Annotated in this window: 15 protein-coding genes; 6 read left to right on the plus strand and 9 right to left on the minus strand. The window is 39.7% G+C overall.

Features of this window, described 5'->3' with window-relative positions; genetic code table 11:
* Window positions 1–25 precede the first annotated feature (25 nt).
* Window positions 26–1081 (minus strand): extracellular solute-binding protein, encoded by a 1056-nt coding sequence (locus HMPREF3263_RS06825; protein WP_005697387.1) that lies wholly within the window; start codon window positions 1079–1081, stop codon window positions 26–28.
* Window positions 1082–1239: 158 nt separating this feature from the next.
* Here HMPREF3263_RS06825 and HMPREF3263_RS06830 point away from each other — a divergent pair, with 158 nt between their 5' ends.
* The gene (locus tag HMPREF3263_RS06830) at window positions 1240–2535 is read left to right on the plus strand and encodes an NAD(P)/FAD-dependent oxidoreductase (RefSeq protein ID WP_005697395.1); all 1296 of its coding nucleotides are present in this window, start codon (window positions 1240–1242) and stop codon (window positions 2533–2535) included.
* Between the two features lie 51 nt (window positions 2536–2586).
* Here the strand turns inward: HMPREF3263_RS06830 and asnC are convergent, their stop codons facing one another.
* Window positions 2587–3039, minus strand: a complete 453-nt coding sequence (gene asnC / locus HMPREF3263_RS06835; protein ID WP_005697406.1) for a transcriptional regulator AsnC — start codon at window positions 3037–3039, stop codon at window positions 2587–2589.
* A 156-nt stretch (window positions 3040–3195) separates the two neighbouring features.
* On the opposite strand from asnC, the gene asnA reads away from it, so the two are divergent.
* Window positions 3196–4188, plus strand: a complete 993-nt coding sequence (gene asnA / locus HMPREF3263_RS06840) for an aspartate--ammonia ligase (RefSeq protein ID WP_005697449.1) — start codon at window positions 3196–3198, stop codon at window positions 4186–4188.
* A gap of 62 nt (window positions 4189–4250) precedes the next feature.
* On the opposite strand, the gene HMPREF3263_RS06845 is transcribed toward asnA, so the two are convergent.
* The 4 genes from HMPREF3263_RS06845 to glpA all read right to left on the minus strand — a co-directional run bounded on the left by HMPREF3263_RS06845 (window position 4251) and on the right by glpA (window position 9672).
* Window positions 4251–5342, minus strand: a complete 1092-nt coding sequence (locus tag HMPREF3263_RS06845; protein ID WP_005697429.1) for an ElyC/SanA/YdcF family protein — start codon at window positions 5340–5342, stop codon at window positions 4251–4253.
* Window positions 5343–5414: 72 nt separating this feature from the next.
* Window positions 5415–6692: an anaerobic glycerol-3-phosphate dehydrogenase subunit GlpC gene (gene glpC / locus HMPREF3263_RS06850; RefSeq protein WP_005697451.1), complete on the minus strand. Its 1278-nt coding sequence runs from the start codon at window positions 6690–6692 to the stop codon at window positions 5415–5417.
* A 9-nt stretch (window positions 6693–6701) separates the two neighbouring features.
* Window positions 6702–7991: a glycerol-3-phosphate dehydrogenase subunit GlpB gene (glpB, locus tag HMPREF3263_RS06855; RefSeq protein ID WP_005697407.1), complete on the minus strand. Its 1290-nt coding sequence runs from the start codon at window positions 7989–7991 to the stop codon at window positions 6702–6704.
* The gene (gene glpA, locus HMPREF3263_RS06860) at window positions 7981–9672 is read right to left on the minus strand and encodes an anaerobic glycerol-3-phosphate dehydrogenase subunit A (protein WP_070853120.1); all 1692 of its coding nucleotides are present in this window, start codon (window positions 9670–9672) and stop codon (window positions 7981–7983) included. Before glpA ends, glpB begins: the two co-directional genes overlap by 11 nt.
* 291 nt (window positions 9673–9963) lie before the next feature.
* On the opposite strand from glpA, the gene glpT reads away from it, so the two are divergent.
* The 3 genes from glpT to glpQ all read left to right on the plus strand — a co-directional run bounded on the left by glpT (window position 9964) and on the right by glpQ (window position 13514).
* The gene (gene glpT, locus HMPREF3263_RS06865) at window positions 9964–11406 is read left to right on the plus strand and encodes a glycerol-3-phosphate transporter (protein ID WP_049371945.1); all 1443 of its coding nucleotides are present in this window, start codon (window positions 9964–9966) and stop codon (window positions 11404–11406) included.
* A gap of 93 nt (window positions 11407–11499) precedes the next feature.
* Window positions 11500–12411 (plus strand): YncE family protein, encoded by a 912-nt coding sequence (locus HMPREF3263_RS06870; protein ID WP_049371946.1) that lies wholly within the window; start codon window positions 11500–11502, stop codon window positions 12409–12411.
* 17 nt (window positions 12412–12428) lie between these two features.
* Entirely contained in the window at window positions 12429–13514 is a 1086-nt protein-coding gene (gene glpQ, locus HMPREF3263_RS06875; RefSeq protein ID WP_049371947.1) for a glycerophosphodiester phosphodiesterase, read from the plus strand.
* 118 nt (window positions 13515–13632) lie between these two features.
* Here glpQ and HMPREF3263_RS06880 read toward each other — a convergent pair whose 3' ends face one another.
* The 3 genes from HMPREF3263_RS06880 to purL form a co-directional block, all read right to left on the minus strand.
* Entirely contained in the window at window positions 13633–14793 is a 1161-nt protein-coding gene (locus HMPREF3263_RS06880) for a hypothetical protein (RefSeq protein WP_070853121.1), read from the minus strand.
* Between the two features lie 272 nt (window positions 14794–15065).
* Entirely contained in the window at window positions 15066–15695 is a 630-nt protein-coding gene (locus tag HMPREF3263_RS06885) for a YkgB family protein (RefSeq protein WP_005646193.1), read from the minus strand.
* Between the two features lie 203 nt (window positions 15696–15898).
* Window positions 15899–19792 carry a phosphoribosylformylglycinamidine synthase gene (gene purL, locus HMPREF3263_RS06890; RefSeq protein WP_070853122.1) on the minus strand — a complete coding sequence of 1298 codons (3894 nt, stop codon included), beginning with the start codon at window positions 19790–19792 and terminating at the stop codon, window positions 15899–15901.
* Window positions 19793–19968: 176 nt separating this feature from the next.
* Between purL and HMPREF3263_RS06895 the strand changes: the two genes are divergently transcribed.
* Entirely contained in the window at window positions 19969–20766 is a 798-nt protein-coding gene (locus HMPREF3263_RS06895) for a class I SAM-dependent methyltransferase (RefSeq protein WP_070853123.1), read from the plus strand.
* The last annotated feature ends 31 nt before the right edge of the window (window positions 20767–20797 follow it).

Raw genomic sequence — 20797 nt, forward strand, 5'->3', positions numbered from 1 at the left:
CACCGCACTTTTTATCAATATTTGATTAATTGGTTTTTAATTTATTCCAATATTTTTCGTAAATGTCCACTGCTTCGCCCACATCGCCTTGCATAATGCCTTTTTCAATGTTTTCAGCAGATGGGAACAAGGTTGGGTTATTCGCCATTTCAGGTGAAAGTAACGCTTTCACGCCTTCATTTGGCATTGAGAAGCCCATTTTTTCAACCACTAATTTCGCATTTTCAGGACGAAGTAAGAAGTCGATAAATTTATAAGCGCCCTCTGTATTTTTCGCACCTTTTGGAATCGCGTAGTTATCCATCCAGAAAATCGCGCCTTCTTTTGGATACACAAATTGGATACTTGGATTTTCTTTGTGTGCTAAATAAGCCGAACCATTCCATAACATACCGATAGAAGCTTCACCTTGAACAAACGGCACTTCTGGCGAGTCAGAGTTAAAAGTCACCACATTTGGTAACAATTTCACTAAGCGCTCGTAAGCCGCTTTAATGTCTTCTTCATTCGTGGTGTTTGGTGATTTTCCATCTAAAAGTAATGCAATGTGGAACACTTCACGCGCATCACTGGTTAATAATACCTTGCCTTTAAATTCTGGATTCCATAAATCAGCCCAACTCGTAATTTTGCTTGGGTCAATATCATCCGCATTCACACCGATACCGGTTAAGCCATAAACGTAAGGCAGAGAATATTTGTTATTTGGGTCAAATTCCTTGTTTAATAAATTTGCTGGAATTTGTTTAAAATTACTTAATTTGCTGTGATCAAGCTCTTGCAACATGCCTTCTTTCGCCATTTTATTGACGTAATAGCTTGATGGGAAAACTAAATCATAACCACTGCCTGTACTAGAGGTCAGCTTCAATTTAGCATACATTTCTTCATTACTTTCAAACGTAGAATAAATCACTTCAATGCCGGTTTCTTTGGTAAATTCCGCAACCAAATTAGATGGCACATAGTCAGTCCAGTTGTAAACATAAAGTTTCTCAGCAGCGAATGCTGCAGAGGTTGCGACAAATGCAACAGCAGAAAGACAAAGTGATTTAATGTATTGAACAGCATTTTTTTTCAATTTATTGACCTCCTCAGGACAATCAAAATAAACCTTAAGTAATCGTTTACCTATGTAAACTTGGGGAGTATAGCACCTTTTTTGCAAAAGGTTTGACATATTTTCCCATCAGGGTAAGATTTCTCTCATCTCTATTTTATGTTAATCAGTCATCAACTATGCTCGAATTTGCTCATCAAGAACACGTCAAATCTTATTATCTCGATAGTCGAAATCAAACCTTTGAACTGCCGCCTCTCACTCAGCAAGAAGAAGCAGATGTTTGTGTTATTGGTGCGGGTTTCTTCGGTTTATCATCCGCCCTTGAATTAGCAGAAAAAGGCAAGAAAGTCATTGTGTTAGAAGGTGCAAGAGTGGGATTTGGTGCATCCGGCAGAAGTGGCGGTCAAGCCATCAACGGTTTTGAAGAAGGCATTGATGAATATATTGCACAAGTGGGTTTTGATAAAGCAAAACAACTTTGGGATATGTCGCTAGAAGCCATTGATATTATTGATGAACGTATTGCGAAATATGGCATTCAATGTGATTGGAAAAAAGGTTATGCCACATTGGCGTTAAATGAACGTCGTATGGACGATCTCATTGAAATGGAAAAAGCCAGCCATGCGACTTTTGGCTATGACAAGATGCAACTTTGGGATAAAGCCAAACTTAAACAACATTTAGGCAGTGATATTTATGTGGGTGGTTTATACGATAGCAATTCAGGCCACTTACACCCACTTAACTATTGCTTAGGCTTAGCAAAAGCTTGCTTGGATTTAGGCGTGCAGATTTATGAACAATCACCTGTTGTGGATTTAGTGGAAAAATCAGGCAGCATTGAAGTCAAAACCGATAAAAGTGCGGTCATTTCTCAAGACGTTATTTTAGCCACCAACGCTTATATTGATGCACTACCGAAGTCCATTCATCACGGTATTAATCGCAAAATTTTACCGGTCGAGAGCTTTATTATTGCGACCGAACCTTTAGATCAAGCCACGGCTGACTCAGTGATCAACAATGGCATGTCTGTTTGCGATAACAATATCTTGCTCGATTACTATCGCTTGAGTGCAGATAACCGTTTGTTATTTGGTAGTGACTCAAGCTCAGAAAAAGATATGGTGCAAATTATGCGTGGCAATATGTTGCATGTTTTCCCACAGTTAGAAAATGTCAAAATTGACTATGGCTGGGCAGGGCCAATTGATATGACAATGAACGCAAGCCCGCATTTTGGTCGTATTTCACCGCATATTTACTTTGCGCAAGGTTATTCTGGACACGGTGTCGCTCTCACTGGACTTGCAGGACGCATTATTGCAGAAGCAATTTTAGGTAATGACGAACGTTTGAGAATTTTTGAAGGGTTGAAAGTCCCTTCGTTTTACGGTGGAAAATATCTTAAAAACTTAGCCACCAAGATCGGCGTACTCTATTACAAATTCCTCGATCGTTATCGTTAATTAAAAAACAAAAGGCGTGTTTAATACACGCCTTTATTGTTTCGATGACATTTAAGGTTTAATGTCTCGTAAAATAGGATTTTGCATAGAAATCAAGGTTTCCGTCGATTGAATTTCATCAATTAGCTGAATTTTAGTCGCCAGCACAGAATGTAATTCAGCAATCGTATGTGTCATCACTTTAATAAAAATCGAATAGTTACCCGTGGTGTAATAGGCTTCCACCACTTCATCAAAGGTGTCTAGCTTTTTAATCACTTTTTCATAATCTTTTGCACTTTTCAAAATAATGCCAATAAAGCAACACACATCGTAACCCAACTTACGCTCATCAATAATCGCTTTTGTCCCTTCAATCAGGCCAGACTGACGCATTTTCTCTACACGAACATGAATTGTACCCGGGCTCACGCCAAAGTTTTTGGCCATTTCTGCATAAGGTGTACGAGCATCTTTAGTCAGTACACGGAGAATTTGGCGATCAAGTGTATCGATATTGTTCATAAAACACTCCTTATTAGATCTTTTTCAAAATATCTTCTTTATTTTTGATAATATTCAACATTTAAAACAATGTAAAGAAATTACTTGAAATAATTTGTCATTTTATTGAATAATGCACAACAAATCTTAGCAGTTATTATAAAAAGAAGGATAAATATGAAAAAGACGTTTATTTTACAACAACAAGAAATCAGCTTTGTAAAGAACACCTTTACTCAAAACTTGATTGAACAACTTGGCATTATCGAAGTACAGGGTCCAATCCTTAGTGAAGTTGGTAACGGTATGCAAGATAACTTATCAGGCATTGAGAAAGCTGTTCAAGTAAACGTGAAATGTATCCCAAATGCGGTTTATGAAGTGGTTCACTCGTTGGCTAAATGGAAACGCCATACTCTCGCTCGTTTCCACTTTAAAGAAGGTGAAGGCTTATTTGTTCATATGAAAGCATTACGTCCAGATGAAGATTCATTGGATCAAACTCACTCTGTTTATGTGGACCAATGGGACTGGGAAAAAGTCATTCCTGAAGGTCGTCGTAACTTTGCTTATTTAAAAGAAACGGTACGTTCTATCTATCGTGCAATCCGTTTAACTGAATTAGCGGTAGAAGCACGCTTTGACATTCCATCAAGCTTGCCAAAAGAAATCACTTTCGTACATAGTGAAGATTTAGTGAAACGCTACCCAGATCTTTCAAGCAAAGAGCGTGAAAACGCCATTTGTAAAGAATATGGCGCCGTGTTCTTAATTGGTATCGGTGGCAAATTATCAGATGGTAAACCACATGATGGTCGCGCACCTGACTACGATGACTGGACAACAGAATCTGAAAATGGCTACAAAGGTTTAAACGGTGATATTTTGGTGTGGAACGCTGAGTTAGGTAAAGCGTTTGAGCTTTCTTCAATGGGTATTCGTGTGGATGAATCCGCGTTACGTTTACAAGTTAGTTTAACTGGTGATGAAGATCGCTTAAAAATGGATTGGCACCAAGATTTATTAAACGGCAAATTACCTCTCACCATCGGTGGTGGTATCGGTCAATCTCGTATGGCAATGCTTTTACTTCACAAAAAACACATTGGTGAAGTGCAATCAAGCGTATGGCCAAAAGAAATGTTAGAACAATATCAACATATTCTTTAATCGAACGAGAAAATAAAAAAGTGCGGTGAAATTTCACCGCACTTTTGTTTTTGGAAGATTAATTAATCTTGCAATGCACCGCTGTTAAACATTGGCAATCCCATGGTTTTTAAGCTGTCACGATAAATACCCAGCAAGTCTTTCTCCGTAATTTTTTGTAACTGATCTAACGGTTTATCCAATGCGGCGACCGTTTCAATCACAAGACCTTGTGGACCAGATTCTTGCGTCGCAATTTCAAATAACGCTTGTCCGCGACGAACGTGACTACCCGAACTAATCAACACAGCATGTTTGATTTTATGTTTCGCTAAAGAGTAACGGGAGAAAAGTGCATTTTCGACTGTTGAACGTGCATAGTTATCAGAATAAATACGATTTGCATCCACGCCTTTCTCAATCAACCATTGCTTCATCAAATCCCCTTCGGTTTTATTGTTTTGTGGCACACCGCCTGTCACAATAATTAACGCATCTGGATTTTGATTCGCAATTTCTAGAGTTTTCTCTAAACGTTGCACCAAAATATCATGCATGCTACCATCTGGGTTTAACGCATAGCCCAATGTAATAATTGCAGATTGTGCAGGTAACTTGGTTTCGAGTTTATCGGTAATTGGCTGATTAGCCGCTTTATCAATCACGGCAAAGACTTTTTCTAATTTGCTCGCACTTTCTGGTGAAAGTTGTTTTAAGCGTTCTAAATGTTTAGTAGTTTCTGCTTGATTGCCTTTAAAACGATTCCATGCTGCCAAGTAAGTGTGGGCTTTCACATCATCTGGCGCCACATCAAGCACTTTTTGGTAAAGCTCAATGGCTTTATCTGTATTACCGTTATAAATATTGGCATTCGCTGCGCCAAACAAAAAATCCACACGATAAGGCTCAAGCTTATACGCTTCCAATAAAAGATCCGCAATACGCTCCATATTAGAAGGAAGTTTCGCCGTAAAACCTGCATTTGACACACGAGCCGGCGAGTTTTGGATTTTCACTGCTTGTTCAAGCAACTCATCCACAACCTGTCTTTGAGTAAGAAGTTGTTGGTAATTTAATTGAGGCTCAAGCACTTTCACTTCTGCCGTGCTGGCAAAGCTGTTGACCGCAAGGGATGAAAGCACAGCAAGTAAGGAAACTTTGAAGATTTTTTGCATAATTAATTCTCCATATTGGATTGAATAACAAAAAGAGCGGTCACTTTTTTTTATCAGTTTCCGCTCTTTTCACTAAACTTGATTCATTGACATACACAATAATGTTAATGGATGGATACAAGTCACGTTAGATGACATATCGATCTGCCATTTACAAGTTTGGCATTCAGAGATTACGTAATCAAATCCGCCTGCATTGATGTTATCGAATAAGTTTTTACCGATAGATTGGGAAACCTCGTAGTTTTCTTCTTTGAAACCGTATGTTCCTGCGATACCACAACATTGTGATGGTAACATCACTACTTCTAAATCTGGAATTTGTTTTAACACTTCCAAGGTGTAGGGTGCCCAACCCGCTTTATCCACGTGACATGCGGTGTGATAAGCCACACGCAATTTCAGTGGTTTAAGTGGTAAAGTTTTACCTTCTTTAAAGAGTTGATATAAGAATGGTGTCACCATGTGAATATGCGGACGAACCTTGGCATTGTCGATACCTAAAATATGATGATATTCATCACGTAAATTTAAGGCACAACTTGATGCTTCACTGATCACATCCAAGCCATTTTCATCCACCATTTTGCTGATGTAATCGGTGTTAAATTGCGCGATTTTTTTCGCACGTTCTGGGAATTGGTTCACGCTTAATGGCAAGCCACAGCATTTTTCTTTTTCCAATAGCACCACGCCAATATCCATGGCATTGAATACTTGAATAAATTCTTTGCCCAATTGTGGGTTATTGTAGTTCACATAACAGCCATGATAATACGCCACTTTACGTTCGAATTTTTGTTGGCTTTCCAACATTTTTTTCATATACCAGCTACGGAATGTACCAAAGGAATATTTTGGTAACGTACGATGACGGCTGATTTTTAACGCTTTTTCCAACACAAATTTTGTCGCTTTCAAGCCCGTAATCGTATTCACAATTGGTGCAAGCGGTGTGTTAAGTGAACCCATAATATCGGTGTTACTTAAAATCGCATCACGTAATTTTTGCACTGCGGGCTTGTGTTGTTGAGCAAGGTATTTGTTTCTTGCACGAACGATAATATCGCCGATTTTTACATCAGACGGACACGCAATTTCACAACGTTTACAGTTGGTACAGTATTTCAATGCTTCATCATAAAGCTCGGCTGATTTTAAGCGTAAACGCTCACCATCCGGGCCCGATTGTTTTGGACCTGGGTAGTTTGGATTTTGACGCGAAACCGGACATACTGCAGTACAAGCTGTACATTTAATGCAGCTCTCAAAGCTTTCATCAAAGGCATGATGATGTTGTGGTGCATTAAGGGATTGTTTTGCATTATCAATTAATTGTTGAATGTTCATAACGCCTCCTTAATGTGTGTTGTGAAGAATTTCATCAGCAACAGCAAGCGCTGTTACCACTGCCACGCCTGAACCACAACCGAGTTCTAAGGCATTGAAACCACCAATCACATTACCCACCGCATATAAATTCGTTAAAAATTGACCGCTCTTTTGCACTTGGCATTGTGCATTAATCGCTACGCCCGCAGATTGGTACGGTTGTGGATTTGAGAAACGGTGATCTGTCCAGGTAAAACGATCCGTATCGTTAAAGCCTTCCACACCGATGATGTCAGAATGGAATACGGGTTCGTAGATTTTATCGAATTCAGAGACTAAACCTTTACTGAAGAAACTGCCAGAAGCTAAGACGAAATGCTCTGCCGTAATTTCTTCCTCTTCGTGCAAACGTGTTTGAATCGCGCGAACTTTGTTGCCATGAAAATGTGCTTTTAATGCGCTGTCACCATTCATCATGAGTCCACCTAATTTCTCAAAACGATGGCGTAATTGAATACGTTGACGCATACCTAATAAAGAAGGCGGTAACGTTGGTAATTCAAATAATGGCAAGCCAGTTGCTTTACGAAGTGACTCCATAAACTCTTGATTTTCTAAACCGAAACAAGCCGGTAAGAAAATCGCTTCTGTACCTTTCGCCGCTTCTTTCATTTCAGCCACAAGATCATCAAATTTCAGTTTATATTCTAAAACTTGTGCAATGTTCACACTACGGAATTCACGCGAATTTGCACGTAACTGATCTAATTCAGGAATATTTAAAAAGCCCGTTTTCACTTCACAATGTGCAAATTGTGGATTGAGTGTAAGGTTATCCGCTAATAATTCTGGTTGGAAATCGTGATAGCCTTCAATGCCTAAAACCGCAATTTTTTTATAAGGGAATGGGGTTTCGCCTTGTACAGTTGGCACACTATTTGGTGAAAGCCATGCACCACGTAAGCTACCTAAACCCGTTACGCGAAGATGATTTTCTGCAGTTGAACCAATTAAATCTAAATTTAATGATTCCGCTAATTTTTCGAAATCTTGCGCTTTCGCTAATACACGTTCAGCCCCCATAATGCTATAAGGGTGTTGTGGTAATTGAGCAGAAAGTGCGGTCAAATTTTCAGGAATATTTTTAACAAACGTACCATTTGGTAAACGGCTTAATAAATCCAATGAGCCGGATGCAAAATCAATCGCTGCTTGGCCGTTATTAATAATGACACAACGTTTGCCTTGTTCTTGTAGGACGATGCCGCAAGTTAAACCTGCAAGGCCACCACCAATAATCACTACATCAAAATTCATTGTTATCCGTCCCTTGCTGTTTGTCAGTTTCAAGCGGTTGAACATCGTTTAAGCCCAACACGCTACCATACATCCATGAAGTAAATTCCGCTTCACGAATCGCTTCACCCCATGCAATAGGTTCAATACCGCGCCAACGCTCTTCCATAAAGGAGGTTAATTGTGTGGTGGATTGGCGAGGTGTTGCTACTTCAAAACGGTTCATTAAGCCAGCAGCACGGCATGCGCAAAGCTCAGCTTGGCAAGTTCCCATACCCACACGAGTACGGCGACGTAAATCCACTAAGTTATTGACGTTTAATTCATCAACGGCATAACGTACTTCACCCGCTGTTACTGCTTCACATTCGCACACCATTGAACGATCGAGACGTTCTTTATCTAATAAACGAGTAGCACGGGAACCATGACGGTACACGGCTGAATAACGAATCGTACTTGGAAGTGAAATGACTTTCTGATTAGTTTCTGCGCGGCTTTCGGTTGAACCTGGCAATGGACGCTCAGCGGTTGTACAACGTGCGGTTTTGTTGAGTTTTTTACAAACAAGATCCGTTGCCCATTCTGCCATTAGGCGATAAGTCATTAATTTACCGCCAGTGATCGTGATAAAGCCGTCTAAGCCATCACGCTCTGCGTGGTCAAGCAACACGATACCTCGACTCACGTTACGACCAGATGGGTCATCATCAGACGCGACTAACGGACGTACACCGGCATAAGCACGTAATACACGAGTATGACGCAAGCTTGGTGCAAGTTTTTCCCCCTCACGGAATAAGATATCTACTTCTTCTGGGGTGACTTCCATGTTATCGATTTGATCGTAAGGAATACGGCTAGAGGTTGTACCGATAACACAAATGGTATCACCTGGCACAAGAATGTCCGCATCCGCCGGTTTACGGCAACGGTTAATGACCATTTTGTTGATGCGGTGCCCCATGACAAGTAATGCGCCTTTTGCTGGGAACATTTTGATTTTGAGATCCGCATATTCTGCGATACCTTGTCCCCAAATACCACCAGCATTGACGACTAATGGCGCAAAGAATTTACGATTTACACGATTTTTGTGATCGTAAACATCCACACCGATCACTTTGCCACCTTCGCGAATTAAGCTTTTTACTTCACAATAAGTGAACATTTTCGCGCCATTTTCGGTGGCATCCATCACGTTGGAAGCCGTTAAACGGAAAGGATCGATTGAACCATCTGGCACCACAACGGCACCCACTAAATTAGGGTTGACTGATGGTTCCATAATTTGGGCAAGTTTAGGATCAATGGCGACCGCTTCAATACCGGATTTGGTACAACTTTCGATGAAGGTTTTTTGATAATCAAGGGAATCTTCAGGTAAGGTGATAAATAAACCTTCTGTTTCATCCACACAGTGACGAGCGATATTGCGCAGAATTTTATTTTCTTTAATACATTCTTCTGCTGATTCCTGATCGTTCACGGCATAACGCGCACCACTATGTAACAAACCATGGTTACGGCCTGTTGCGCCTGTCGCAATATCACGACGCTCTAATAAAATACAGTTAATTCCACGCAATGCACAGTCACGAGCAATCCCCGCACCTGTCGCACCGCCACCAATGATAATCACATCCGTCGAGATAGGTGAAAAATCACCCACATCACGATACATATTAGGCGATAATCCCATTGTTACCCCCAAAGCCAAAATATTAATAAAAAGAAACGTAAAAACTGTTACAAATTCCATGGCTATTGTATGAGAGAGCGGTTAAATTCACAACATTTTGAGCGAAAAAGAAAGCTGTTTTGTGAGACAGATCACACAATTTTCGAATTCGCTCATTTGTTAAAAAATATTTTGTGAAATGCATCACATTTTTGAATTATTTCCCTTTTTAATTTCTATTTTTATTTTATTATGCACGCTATCCCCAGCATGGGGGTGGACTCATAATTAAAATGATATTGGAGAGAAATTATGTTTGGACCATTTAAACCCGCTCCGCATATTGCGGAACTTCCAGCGGAGAAAATTGATTCCACGTATAAACGCTTACGTTGGCAAGTGTTTGCAGGGATCTTCTTTGGTTATGCTGCTTACTATTTTGTACGTGCAAACTTTGACTTAGCACAACCCGGTTTAATTCAACAGGGCTTGTACACTAAAGCGCAACTAGGTGTTATCGGCTCAGCGGCTGGTCTTGCCTACGGTTTATCTAAGTTCGTCATGGCAGGTATGTCTGACCGTTCGAACCCTCGCGTATTCTTACCATTTGGTTTATTGCTTTCTGGTCTTTGTATGACCATGATGGGTTTATTCCCATGGGCAACCTCTGGCGTGGCCATCATGTGGGTAATGATTTTCTTAAATGGTTGGTTCCAAGGTATGGGTTGGCCTCCATGTGGTCGTACAATGGTACACTGGTGGTCTAAATCAGAACGCGGTACTATCGTATCTATCTGGAATACCGCGCACAACATCGGTGGTATGATGCCGGGTGCAATGGTGCTATTAGCAAGTGCCGTCTTCTTCAGCACTCATGGTGTCGAAGCACAAGCAAAAGATATTTGGCAACAATCCCTCTACTATCCGGGTATTGCGGCAATGATCTGTGCAATTCCAGTTTACTTCGTGATGCGTGATACTCCACAATCTTGTGGTTTACCATCAATCGAAAAATGGCGTAATGACTACCCAGATGACTATAACGAAAAAACTTACGAAAACGATTTAAGCACAAAAGAAATCTTCGTCACTTATGTATTGAAAAACAAATTGTTATGGTACATCGCGATTGCTAACGTATTCGTATACTTAATCCGCTACGGCGTATTGAAATGGTCTCCAGTTTACTTAAGTGAAGTAAAACACTTCAACATCAAAGGTACCGCATGGGCTTACACAATCTATGAATTAGCAGCAGTTCCAGGTACATTATTATGTGGTTGGGTATCAGATAAAGTCTTCAAAGGTAAACGTGGTTTAACCGGTTTCATCTTCATGATCTTAACTACCGCAGCAGTTGTAGCATACTGGATGAACCCAGCTACACCTGAAGCAGAGCTTGCAAACTATGCAGCTTGGTATGAAAACCCATATCAATTAACTGACTTCATCTTAATGACCTTAATCGGTTTCTTAATCTACGGTCCTGTAATGTTAATCGGCTTACACGCTCTTGAGCTTGCACCGAAAAAAGCAGCAGGTACAGCAGCAGGTTTCACCGGTTTATTCGGTTACTTAGGCGGTACAGTATCAGCATCAGCTGTTATCGGTTGGGCAGCACAACACTATGGCTGGGACGGCGGTTTCTACGTCATGATCGGCGGTGGTATCTTAGCGGTGTTATTACTCTTCATCGTAATGGTTGAAGAAGGTAAACATAAAGCTAAATTAGGCGATACCTACGGTACTAAATAATCTATAAATTAAAGGCGACAGGCGAAGGCTTGCCGCCTTTTTTATTACAAAAACAACTGAATTTTTAACCGCACTTTAAAAGGAGATAATGTGATGAAATTGAATAAATTAACCATTATGTTAGGCGCGGCAGTTATGGCAAATGCAGCATTAGCAAATCAAACTTGTGAAGCGCCCTATCGTTCAGCACTCCCCGCTTATACTTATAAATTAGACAAGGTGCTCGAAGTCAACGGACGTCAAGGCATTACCACTGATGGTAAATATTTATATGTATCAGGCAGTAAAACGCTCGCTAAATACGATATGAATGGGAAACTGATTAAAGAAAATAAAGATCCTTTTGTCGGCTACCAAAAGGAAGCCAATCACATTGGCGACATTGATATCTACAACAATGAACTTTATGTTTCCTCCGAATGGTTTGATGCCGGCGTAGGTAAAAATATTCAAATTGCGATTCACGATCCTGAAACCCTCGCATTAAAAAGATCAGTTGATTTTAATCCTGAGTCAGGTCAAGTCGAAGTTTCCGGCATCACTGTAGATACCGTTCACAATTCAGTTTGGATGGCATCTTGGGTTGGTGAAGAAAGTGGCCGTTATTTATATGAATATGATCTTTCAACAGGTAAATATAAACGTAAAGTGCATTTACAACCTGTTCCACAATGGATTCAAGGGGTTTATGCCTATAACGGTGATCTCTACGTTACATCTGATGATGGTACGGCAGATGAAAAAGAACCCGATCATATTTATCGTGTAGAAATTTCAGATAAAAATAATAAAGCTCGCGTTGTTTTAGAAAAAACATTGAATGACATTCGAGATGTCGGCGAAGTCGAAGGCTTGAATGTGAATCCGAAAACGAAACAACTGCTTGTCCATGCAAACCGAGGCAAACAAATTGTGTTAGGGATGCCAAAAGGATTTTATCCAGGATATGACCGTGAAATTAGTGAAATCTATTTTTACGACATGAAACCAAGATGTAATAAGTAAATCAAGGAGAACACACAATGAAACTCAAAACTTTAGCGCTTTCTTTATTAGCTGCAGGCGTACTTGCAGGATGTAGCGCACACTCTTCTGTGGACACTATGAAATCAGACAAAATTATCATTGCTCACCGTGGTGCAAGTGGTTACTTACCAGAGCATACACTTGAGTCTAAAGCGCTTGCATTTGCACAACATGCAGACTACTTAGAACAAGACTTAGCGATGACAAAAGACGGCCGTTTAGTGGTTATCCATGACCACTTCTTAGATGGTTTAACTGACGTCGCACAAAAATTCCCAAATCGTCATCGTAAAGATGGTCGTTATTATGTAATCGACTTCACCTTAAAAGAAATTCAAAGTTTAAATATGACTGAAAACTTTGAAACTAAAGATGGTAAACAAGTTGCAGTATATCCAGGTCGTTTCCCACTTTGGAAATCACACTTCAAAATCCATACTTTTGAAGATGAGTTAGAATTCATCCAAGGTTTAGAAAAATCTACCGGTAAAAAAGTGGGTATCTACCCTGAAATCAAAGCACCTTGGTTCCACCACCAAAATGGCAAAGACATTGCAGTTGAAACCCTTAAAGTGTTGAAAAAATACGGTTACGACAAGAAATCAGACATGGTTTACTTACAAACCTTCGACTTCAATGAGTTAAAACGTATCAAAAACGAATTGCTACCAAAAATGGGCATGGATTTAAAACTTGTTCAATTAGTAGCATACACTGACTGGCATGAAACTGAAGAAAAAGATGCGAAAGGCAAATGGGTGAACTACGATTACGACTGGATGTTCAAACCAGGTGCAATGGCTGAAGTGGTGAAATATGCTGATGGCGTTGGTCCAGGCTGGTACATGTTAGTGGATAAAGAAAAATCTAAACCAGGCAATATCGTATACACCCCATTAGTGAAAGAACTTGCACAATACAAAGTGGAATTACACCCATACACCGTGCGTAAAGATGCTTTACCTGAATTCTTCACTGACGTAAATCAAATGTACGATGCGTTATTGAATAAATCTGGCGCAACTGGTGTATTCACCGACTTCCCAGACACTGGCGTTGAATTTTTGAAAAAACAAAAATAATACGTAAGTAAAAGTAATAAAAAGAGCGGTCAAAATTCTTTGTGATTTTTGACCGCTTTTTCTTAACATTTATAAATGTTCTAAAGTATAAGAACTATCCCATAAACCTTTATAGCTATTAGTTTTGATGATTTTCAGTTTTTTTACAGCTTTTTACTATTATTAGCTGATCTATTTTCATAACGGTTTCTACAACCACCTGTGCAACGTTTTCATTATTCCTAGGAAAACCTTTTTTCATAAATTTAATATCTTCAGATGTTAGATTTAAACATCTAGAGAAATCCAATCTGTTAGTATCAGACTTCTTATTATCTTTAGACTCAAAATCGTGTGGACAAATTACTCTCACATTCCCAACATTCAAAATAAGATAACCATTAATATAAGTATAAGTTCTTTCATTAATAGTTTTTACACGTTTTTTGAATTTATTATTTTCTATCAACTCTAGGAAATCTCCATTTTTCAAAAGGTACCATCCACTTTGTGATGGACTTTGGACAATCCCTACTGGGCTTAGTATCATTCTTTGCAACTTAAATTCATGTGAATGAAAAAACACTATAAGTACTATAGTTAAAAACATCATATAAGCTAGGAATCTATATTTATTTTTTCCAGATAAAGATATAATGCAATTAGATAAAAACAACGAAAACAAGTATATCAAAATAAGAATAAAAAAATTAAAATCATTTTCTGATATTTCATATAAAATCTTAAAAGATATTAAAAAAAGAAAAGAATATAAAAAGGAATTTCGGTCAAATTTTTTGAAATCATCTCGACAAACATCAAAAGAAAGCACATAAGACATGAGAATTAAAACTATCAAAATCAAGGTTAAAAAAATAATAAAACACTTTGATTTATCATCATAATCATTGATGTTATACATCCAAAACAAAACCAATATCAGTAGTATAGCTTTTGGTTGATTTATGGCATAAAGAATCTTTACTCTTCTTCTTGCAAAAGGCTCTAAAGAATTTATAAACTGAGTAGTTGGCTTTATAAAATTTATAAATTCAATCATAAAAAATGGCAAAAAGAAATAAAAAAAGAATAATAGGAAAAATAGTGCAATAGAGATAACCCCGTAAGCAGAAAAATTAATCTGCGTGAAAATATCTAATCTATCAATATTTCTTAAATAAAACCAAATAACACCAATACCAAAAACAGATGAAAAAACACTCATCAAAGGAAGATACTGACGCAAAAAAGTTTCAATAATATTTATTTTTTTATTCTCAGACTTATCATTACTAAACATAATAATCCCAGCTGTAAACTTATAATCTTGTTCAAAAAATCAGATGAATCAACTTTCTGCTATTTTTTATTATCAACTTCTGCAAATCTACATTAAAACTAATTTTCTAGACGCCATAAGTTTCTTACCCTATGGAAATCCACGCTCTAGATTTTAGGGGGAACACGATAATTGATCATAAATATTATTAACTATTTAATTTATTAATAATTTTTATATCTTAGTAAAAAAAGCTTGCTGTTTATCCCAGCAAGCCTTTTACAACAAATCAATTAAGCAAATTGTTTTTTATTCTCTAAATAGCGTTTAGCACATTCTGCTGCAGCAACTAAGCCGCCTGCCATCATAATAATATCTTTAATCACGAGTCGGCCAGCACCTGAGAGATATGGGAAGCCATAATTAGGGGTTGGGAAGTCCCCACCTAAATTCGGCACCCAGGTTTCTGGCGTAAATATCAGGAACGACAGCGTGACTATCGACATGCCAAAGGTGAGTAAACCACCAAATAAACCTAATGTTGGAGACCAAATCCCCGCTAATACTAAAATACCAATTGTCACAATGATTGCGCCAATAATATAAGAAGCTGTGTAGGTGCCGTTGGCTTTATGCCATTCGATATTTTTTGCGACCATTTTGCCTTCAGGGTTTTTATATAAGGTATATTCTTTCACTAAAACACCCTTATCATTTGTCACTTCATTTGCACCGTTTTTGTAAAGGAAGCTTAAGAAAGGACTATTTGACACAAAGTGTGCGATACCATCGGCCTCATATTGGCAAACTTTTAAGCCTCCAATCCAAACCATCACAACACAAATCGCAATGCGGATAAAGTTAATAAATTGGCGTTGCAATGGCGCAACAATATTAGCTAGCAATGTAACTAAACTACTCATTAAGAACTCCTTATATAGTTCAATGGATATAACGGGCATAATGCCCAAGAATTTTTATATAAAATATTTATATAAATTATTAACAATATTACTCGCTAATATTGTTGGTATTTTTTTATTGATCAGATTTATGCAATAAAAAAAGAGATACCAATTTCTTAGTATCTCTTATTTTTAATTAATTTTCCGTGATCAATTTCACATTATTTGAAATTCACTCTCGCATTTCTAAAAATTCTCATCCATGCGCCATCTTCAGACCAATCTTCTGGATACCATGAGTTGCTCACGGCACGGAATACACGTTCTGGGTGTGGCATCATCGCGGCGATACGACCATCCACGTTAGAAATGGCGGTAATCCCTAATGCCGAACCGTTCGGGTTAGCCGGATAGGTTTCAGTCACGTTTAAATGGCTGTCGATATATTGCGCCACAATCAAGTTTTGCGCTTGAAGTGCGGTCAAATTCTCAGGTGTTTTGAATTCTACGCGACCTTCACCATGAGAAACGGCAATCGGCATATGTGAACCCGCCATGCCTTTAAACCACAATGAGTTGGTGTCGTTGATTTTCACCATCGCGGCACGCGCTTCAAAGCGTTCTGATTTATTACGCACGAAACGTGGCCAGTTTTCTGCACCAGGAATAATTTCCGCAAGGGTGGAGATAAATTGACAGCCATTACATACGCCTAATGAAAGGGTGTTTTCATTGGCGAAGAATTGGCTGAATTGATCGCGTAATTGTGGGTTAAATAAAATGGATTTCGCCCAGCCACCACCAGCGCCTAATACGTCACCGTAAGAGAAGCCACCACAGGCAACCATCGCATTGAAGTCGTTTAAGTTGTAACGGCCCGCCATTAAATCACTCATGTGAACATCAATTGCTGCAAAGCCTGCACGGTCAAAAGCCGCTGCCATTTCAACGTGGCTGTTTACACCTTGTTCACGCAATACGGCCACTTTTGGTTTCACGCCTTTGCTGATGTAAGGCGCGGCAATATCTTCATTCACATCATAAGTTAAGTGAGCAGATAAGCCTTTGTTGTCGGTTGCTTTTTTCGCTTCAAATTCTTGATCAGCACATTCTGGGTTATCACGTAAGCGTTGCATTTGGTGAGTGAGTTCTGCCCAAATACCGCGTAATTCAGAACGTTTTTCGCTTAATAGTTTTTTGCTACCACGCGTGATTTCAAAACGATCTTCTAAGCTTACAGAACCGAGTTCATAAGTTAAACCAAGCAAGTCATGGGCTTTTAATACCTCACGCACCGCACTTAATTCACTTTCTGATACTTGGATCACTGCACCTAATTCTTCATTGAATAACACGGCTAAATCATTATCGCCTAATGCAGAAATATCCACATCCACGCCACAATTACCCGCAAATGCCATTTCTGCAAGGGTGGTGATTAAACCACCGTCCGAACGGTCGTGGTAAGCCAATAATTTACGCTCTGCTACTAATGCTTGCATTGCATCGAAGAAGTTTTTCAGTTTGGCTACGTTCACCACATCAGCCGGTTTGTCACCTAATTGTTTATACACTTGCGCAAGTGCGGTCGCGCCTAAGCGATTTTTTCTTTCACCTAAATCAATCAACAATAAACGGCTTGCGCCTTTGTCTGTGCGTAATTGAGGTGTCACGGTTTTGCGGACATCTTCCACGCGCGCAAAAGAGGAAATCACTAAAGAAAGCGGAGCTGTTACCGATTTTTTCTCACCGTTTTCTTCCCAAGTGGTTTTCATCGACATAGAGTCTTTCCCCACTGGAATGGTAATGCCTAATGCAGGGCAAAGTTCTTCACCTACCGCTTTCACCGCTTCATATAAGCCAGCGTCTTCACCACCATGTCCTGCCGCAGACATCCAGTTTGCAGACAGTTTGATGCGTTTAATATCGCCAATGTTGGTGCCTGCAATGTTGGTTATGGATTCAGCCACCGCTAAACGTGCAGAAGCCCCGAAGTCTAATAATGCCACCGGTGCACGTTCACCCATTGCCATCGCTTCACCGTGATAGCTGTCTAACGAAGCGGTTGTAACAGCTACATCAGACACCGGAATTTGCCATGGGCCAACCATTTGATCACGCGCTACCATACCGGTTACCGAACGGTCACCAATGGTAATTAAGAACGTTTTTTCTGCCACTACCGGTAAGCGTAATACGCGATGGAAGGCTTCTTTTAATTGAATATTTTCTGTTGCAAGCGGTCGATTTTCGACAGTTTTTGACGAAACCTCACGCGTCATTTTTGGCGTTTTGCCTAATAACACATTCATCGGTAAATCAATTGGGTTATTGTCGAAATGACTATCGTGCAAGGTTAAATGTTTTTCTTCTGTTGCCTCGCCAATGACTGCAAACGGCGCGCGCTCACGTTCACAAAGTGAGGTAAATAATTCGAGTTTTTCTGGCGCAACCGCTAATACATAACGTTCTTGTGATTCGTTACACCAAATTTCCAATGGTGACATGCCTTTTTCATCGCAAAGGATGGAACGTAAATCAAATTTACCGCCACGTTCGCCATCGTGTACTAATTCAGGCATGGCGTTGGATAAACCGCCTGCACCCACATCGTGAATAAAGAGAATTGGGTTTTCTTCGCCTAATTGCCAGCAGCGATCAATCACCTCTTGGCAACGGCGTTCCATTTCTGGGTTTTCACGTTGAACAGAGGCAAAATCTAAGTCTTCTTTTGATTTCCCGCTATCCATCGAAGAAGCGGCACCACCGCCTAAACCGATGTTCATGGCAGGGCCGCCTAATACGATCAATTTCGCCCCGACTGGAATTTCACCTTTTTGAACGTGTTCGCCACGAATATTACCGATACCGCCCGCTAACATAATCGGCTTATGATAACCACGCACTTCCTCACCGTTGAAACTGTTAACTTTCTCTTCATAGGTACGGAAATAACCCAATAACGCAGGACGACCAAATTCGTTGTTAAATGCAGCACCACCTAATGGGCCTTCGATCATAATATCTAAGGCTGAAGCAATACGGTTTGGTTTGGAGAGCGGATTTTCCCAAGGTTGTTCAAAGTTAGGAATCACTAGGTTTGATACGGAGAAACCGGTTAAACCCGCTTTAGGTTTGGCACCACGACCGGTTGCACCTTCGTCACGAATCTCACCGCCTGAACCTGTCGCAGCCCCCGGGAATGGCGAAATTGCGGTTGGATGGTTGTGGGTTTCCACTTTCATTAAGATATGTGCATCTTCATTATGGTAACGATATTGCCCATCTTGATCCGCAAAGAAACGGCCGACTTTTGAACCTTCCATTACCGCAGCATTATCTTTATAGGCTGAAAGCACGAAATCAGGAGTTTTCTCAAAGGTATTTTTAATCATCTTAAACAGGGATTTATCCTGTTTTTTGCCGTCGATAATCCAATCCGCATTAAAGATTTTATGACGACAGTGCTCAGAGTTGGCTTGCGCGAACATATAAAGTTCAATATCGTGCGGATTGCGCCCTAATTGGGTGAAATTTTCCACCAAATAATCAATTTCATCTTCTGCCAGTGCTAAGCCTAATTCTACGTTGGCTGTCACTAAGGCTTCACGTCCACCTTTTAAAATATCCACGGTTTTGAACGGTTTCGGATCTTGATGGCGGAATAAGATCTCTGCATCTTCAGGACGACGCACCACGGTTTCCATCATTCGATCATGTAAAAGTGCGGTCAATTTTTCTGTTGTTTTTTCATCAAGCGGTTGGCTTAACTCAAAATAATACGCCAAACCACGTTCAATACGCTCTACTTCATTTAAACCACAGTTATGCGCAATGTCCGTCGCTTTAGAAGACCAAGAAGAAATCGTGCCAACGCGTGGAATCACGATAAAGGTTTCACCTTTGGCATCGTGTTCTGCCAAGGTTGGACCGTAATGTAACAATGCTTTTAATTTAGCTTCCTGCTCGCTAACAAGCGGTCGATTTAATTCCACAAAATGCAAATATTCCGCATAAACCGATTTTACCGGTAATTGATTTTGTTGGAATTTTTGCATTAAACCTTGAATACGGAATTCAGAAAGGGCGGGTGAGCCACGAAAAGTTTGAAACATACGGGTACCTTTGAGTTGTGTTTGAGATGAAAATCGCGGGCTATTATAAAGGAAAACACACCAAAACGAAAACGTTTGCGTCAATCATTTTCAAATGATTTTCAGTGGGAGAAAGCATATAATCATCAAGCAATTTAAAAACAATCCGAAAACTAACCGCACTTTGGGGCGCCATTATGATCATCAATGACATTAATTTCAACGATCTCTATCAACAACATCTGAAAGCCTGTAATCACTATAATCTTCCACCCACAAAGTGGGATAAAAAAGCCCCTAAAATGGCTGAGAATTTAGTGGGTAAACCAAGCCGTTACAACGAGACTTTGCTTAAAGCCATGAATGTGCAACCCAATGAAACGGTATTAGATATTGGCTGTGGCCCCGGCACGTTTGTGATTCCTTTAGCCCAACAATGCCAAGCCGTGTATGCCCTCGATTACAGCCAAGGCATGTTGGATATGGTGCAGCAATACAAAGAAAAACATCAACTGAACAACATTACCCTTCTACATAAATCATGGGCAGATAACTGGGATGATGTGCCTCAAGCGGATGTGATACTCGCCTCTCGCTCGACGCTTGTGGATGATTTGGATGACATGATTGAAAAACTGCAAAGCAAGGCGAAAAAACGCGTCTTTTTAACCTCAGTGACACAACGCCATTTTCTCGATGAAGGCGTATTTGAAGCCATTGGCCGTGATGACGTGGGCTTCCCAACTTATATTTATTTAGTTAATCGCCTTTACCAAAAAGGTATTCACGCGAATGTGAGTTTTATTGAAACCGAATCCGGTCATTTCCAAGGCGAAACCTTTGAGGATTTATTAAATTCTGTGGAATTTTCTCTCGGCAATCTCACCGAAAAAGAAAAACAAGACTTAGCTCAATTCTATCAACAAAAACAAATAAACAATGAACCGATAAAACACGGACAACGTAAATGGGCGTTGATTTGGTGGGAGGTTTAAGAAAAAAGTGCGGTCATTTTTGACCGCACTT

The sequence above is a fragment of the Haemophilus sp. HMSC61B11 genome (genome assembly GCF_001838615.1).
Classification (GTDB): Bacteria; Pseudomonadota; Gammaproteobacteria; order Enterobacterales; family Pasteurellaceae; genus Haemophilus_D; species Haemophilus_D parainfluenzae_AD.

Bases quoted from the DNA above. Each gene is read 5' to 3' on its own strand.
- HMPREF3263_RS06870 (WP_049371946.1), top strand. From the start codon at position 11,500: ATGAAATTGAATAAATTAACCATTATGTTAGGCGCGGCAGTTATGGCA.
- glpQ (WP_049371947.1), top strand. From the start codon at position 12,429: ATGAAACTCAAAACTTTAGCGCTTTCTTTATTAGCTGCAGGCGTACTT.
- glpC (WP_005697451.1), bottom strand. From the start codon at position 6,692: ATGAACATTCAACAATTAATTGATAATGCAAAACAATCCCTTAATGCA.
- HMPREF3263_RS06895 (WP_070853123.1), top strand. From the start codon at position 19,969: ATGATCATCAATGACATTAATTTCAACGATCTCTATCAACAACATCTG.
- glpB (WP_005697407.1), bottom strand. From the start codon at position 7,991: ATGAATTTTGATGTAGTGATTATTGGTGGTGGCCTTGCAGGTTTAACT.
- HMPREF3263_RS06845 (WP_005697429.1), bottom strand. From the start codon at position 5,342: ATGCAAAAAATCTTCAAAGTTTCCTTACTTGCTGTGCTTTCATCCCTT.
- HMPREF3263_RS06830 (WP_005697395.1), top strand. From the start codon at position 1,240: ATGCTCGAATTTGCTCATCAAGAACACGTCAAATCTTATTATCTCGAT.
- glpA (WP_070853120.1), bottom strand. From the start codon at position 9,672: ATGGGATTATCGCCTAATATGTATCGTGATGTGGGTGATTTTTCACCT.
- glpT (WP_049371945.1), top strand. From the start codon at position 9,964: ATGTTTGGACCATTTAAACCCGCTCCGCATATTGCGGAACTTCCAGCG.
- purL (WP_070853122.1), bottom strand. From the start codon at position 19,792: ATGTTTCAAACTTTTCGTGGCTCACCCGCCCTTTCTGAATTCCGTATT.
- asnC (WP_005697406.1), bottom strand. From the start codon at position 3,039: ATGAACAATATCGATACACTTGATCGCCAAATTCTCCGTGTACTGACT.
- asnA (WP_005697449.1), top strand. From the start codon at position 3,196: ATGAAAAAGACGTTTATTTTACAACAACAAGAAATCAGCTTTGTAAAG.
- HMPREF3263_RS06880 (WP_070853121.1), bottom strand. From the start codon at position 14,793: ATGTTTAGTAATGATAAGTCTGAGAATAAAAAAATAAATATTATTGAA.
- HMPREF3263_RS06885 (WP_005646193.1), bottom strand. From the start codon at position 15,695: ATGAGTAGTTTAGTTACATTGCTAGCTAATATTGTTGCGCCATTGCAA.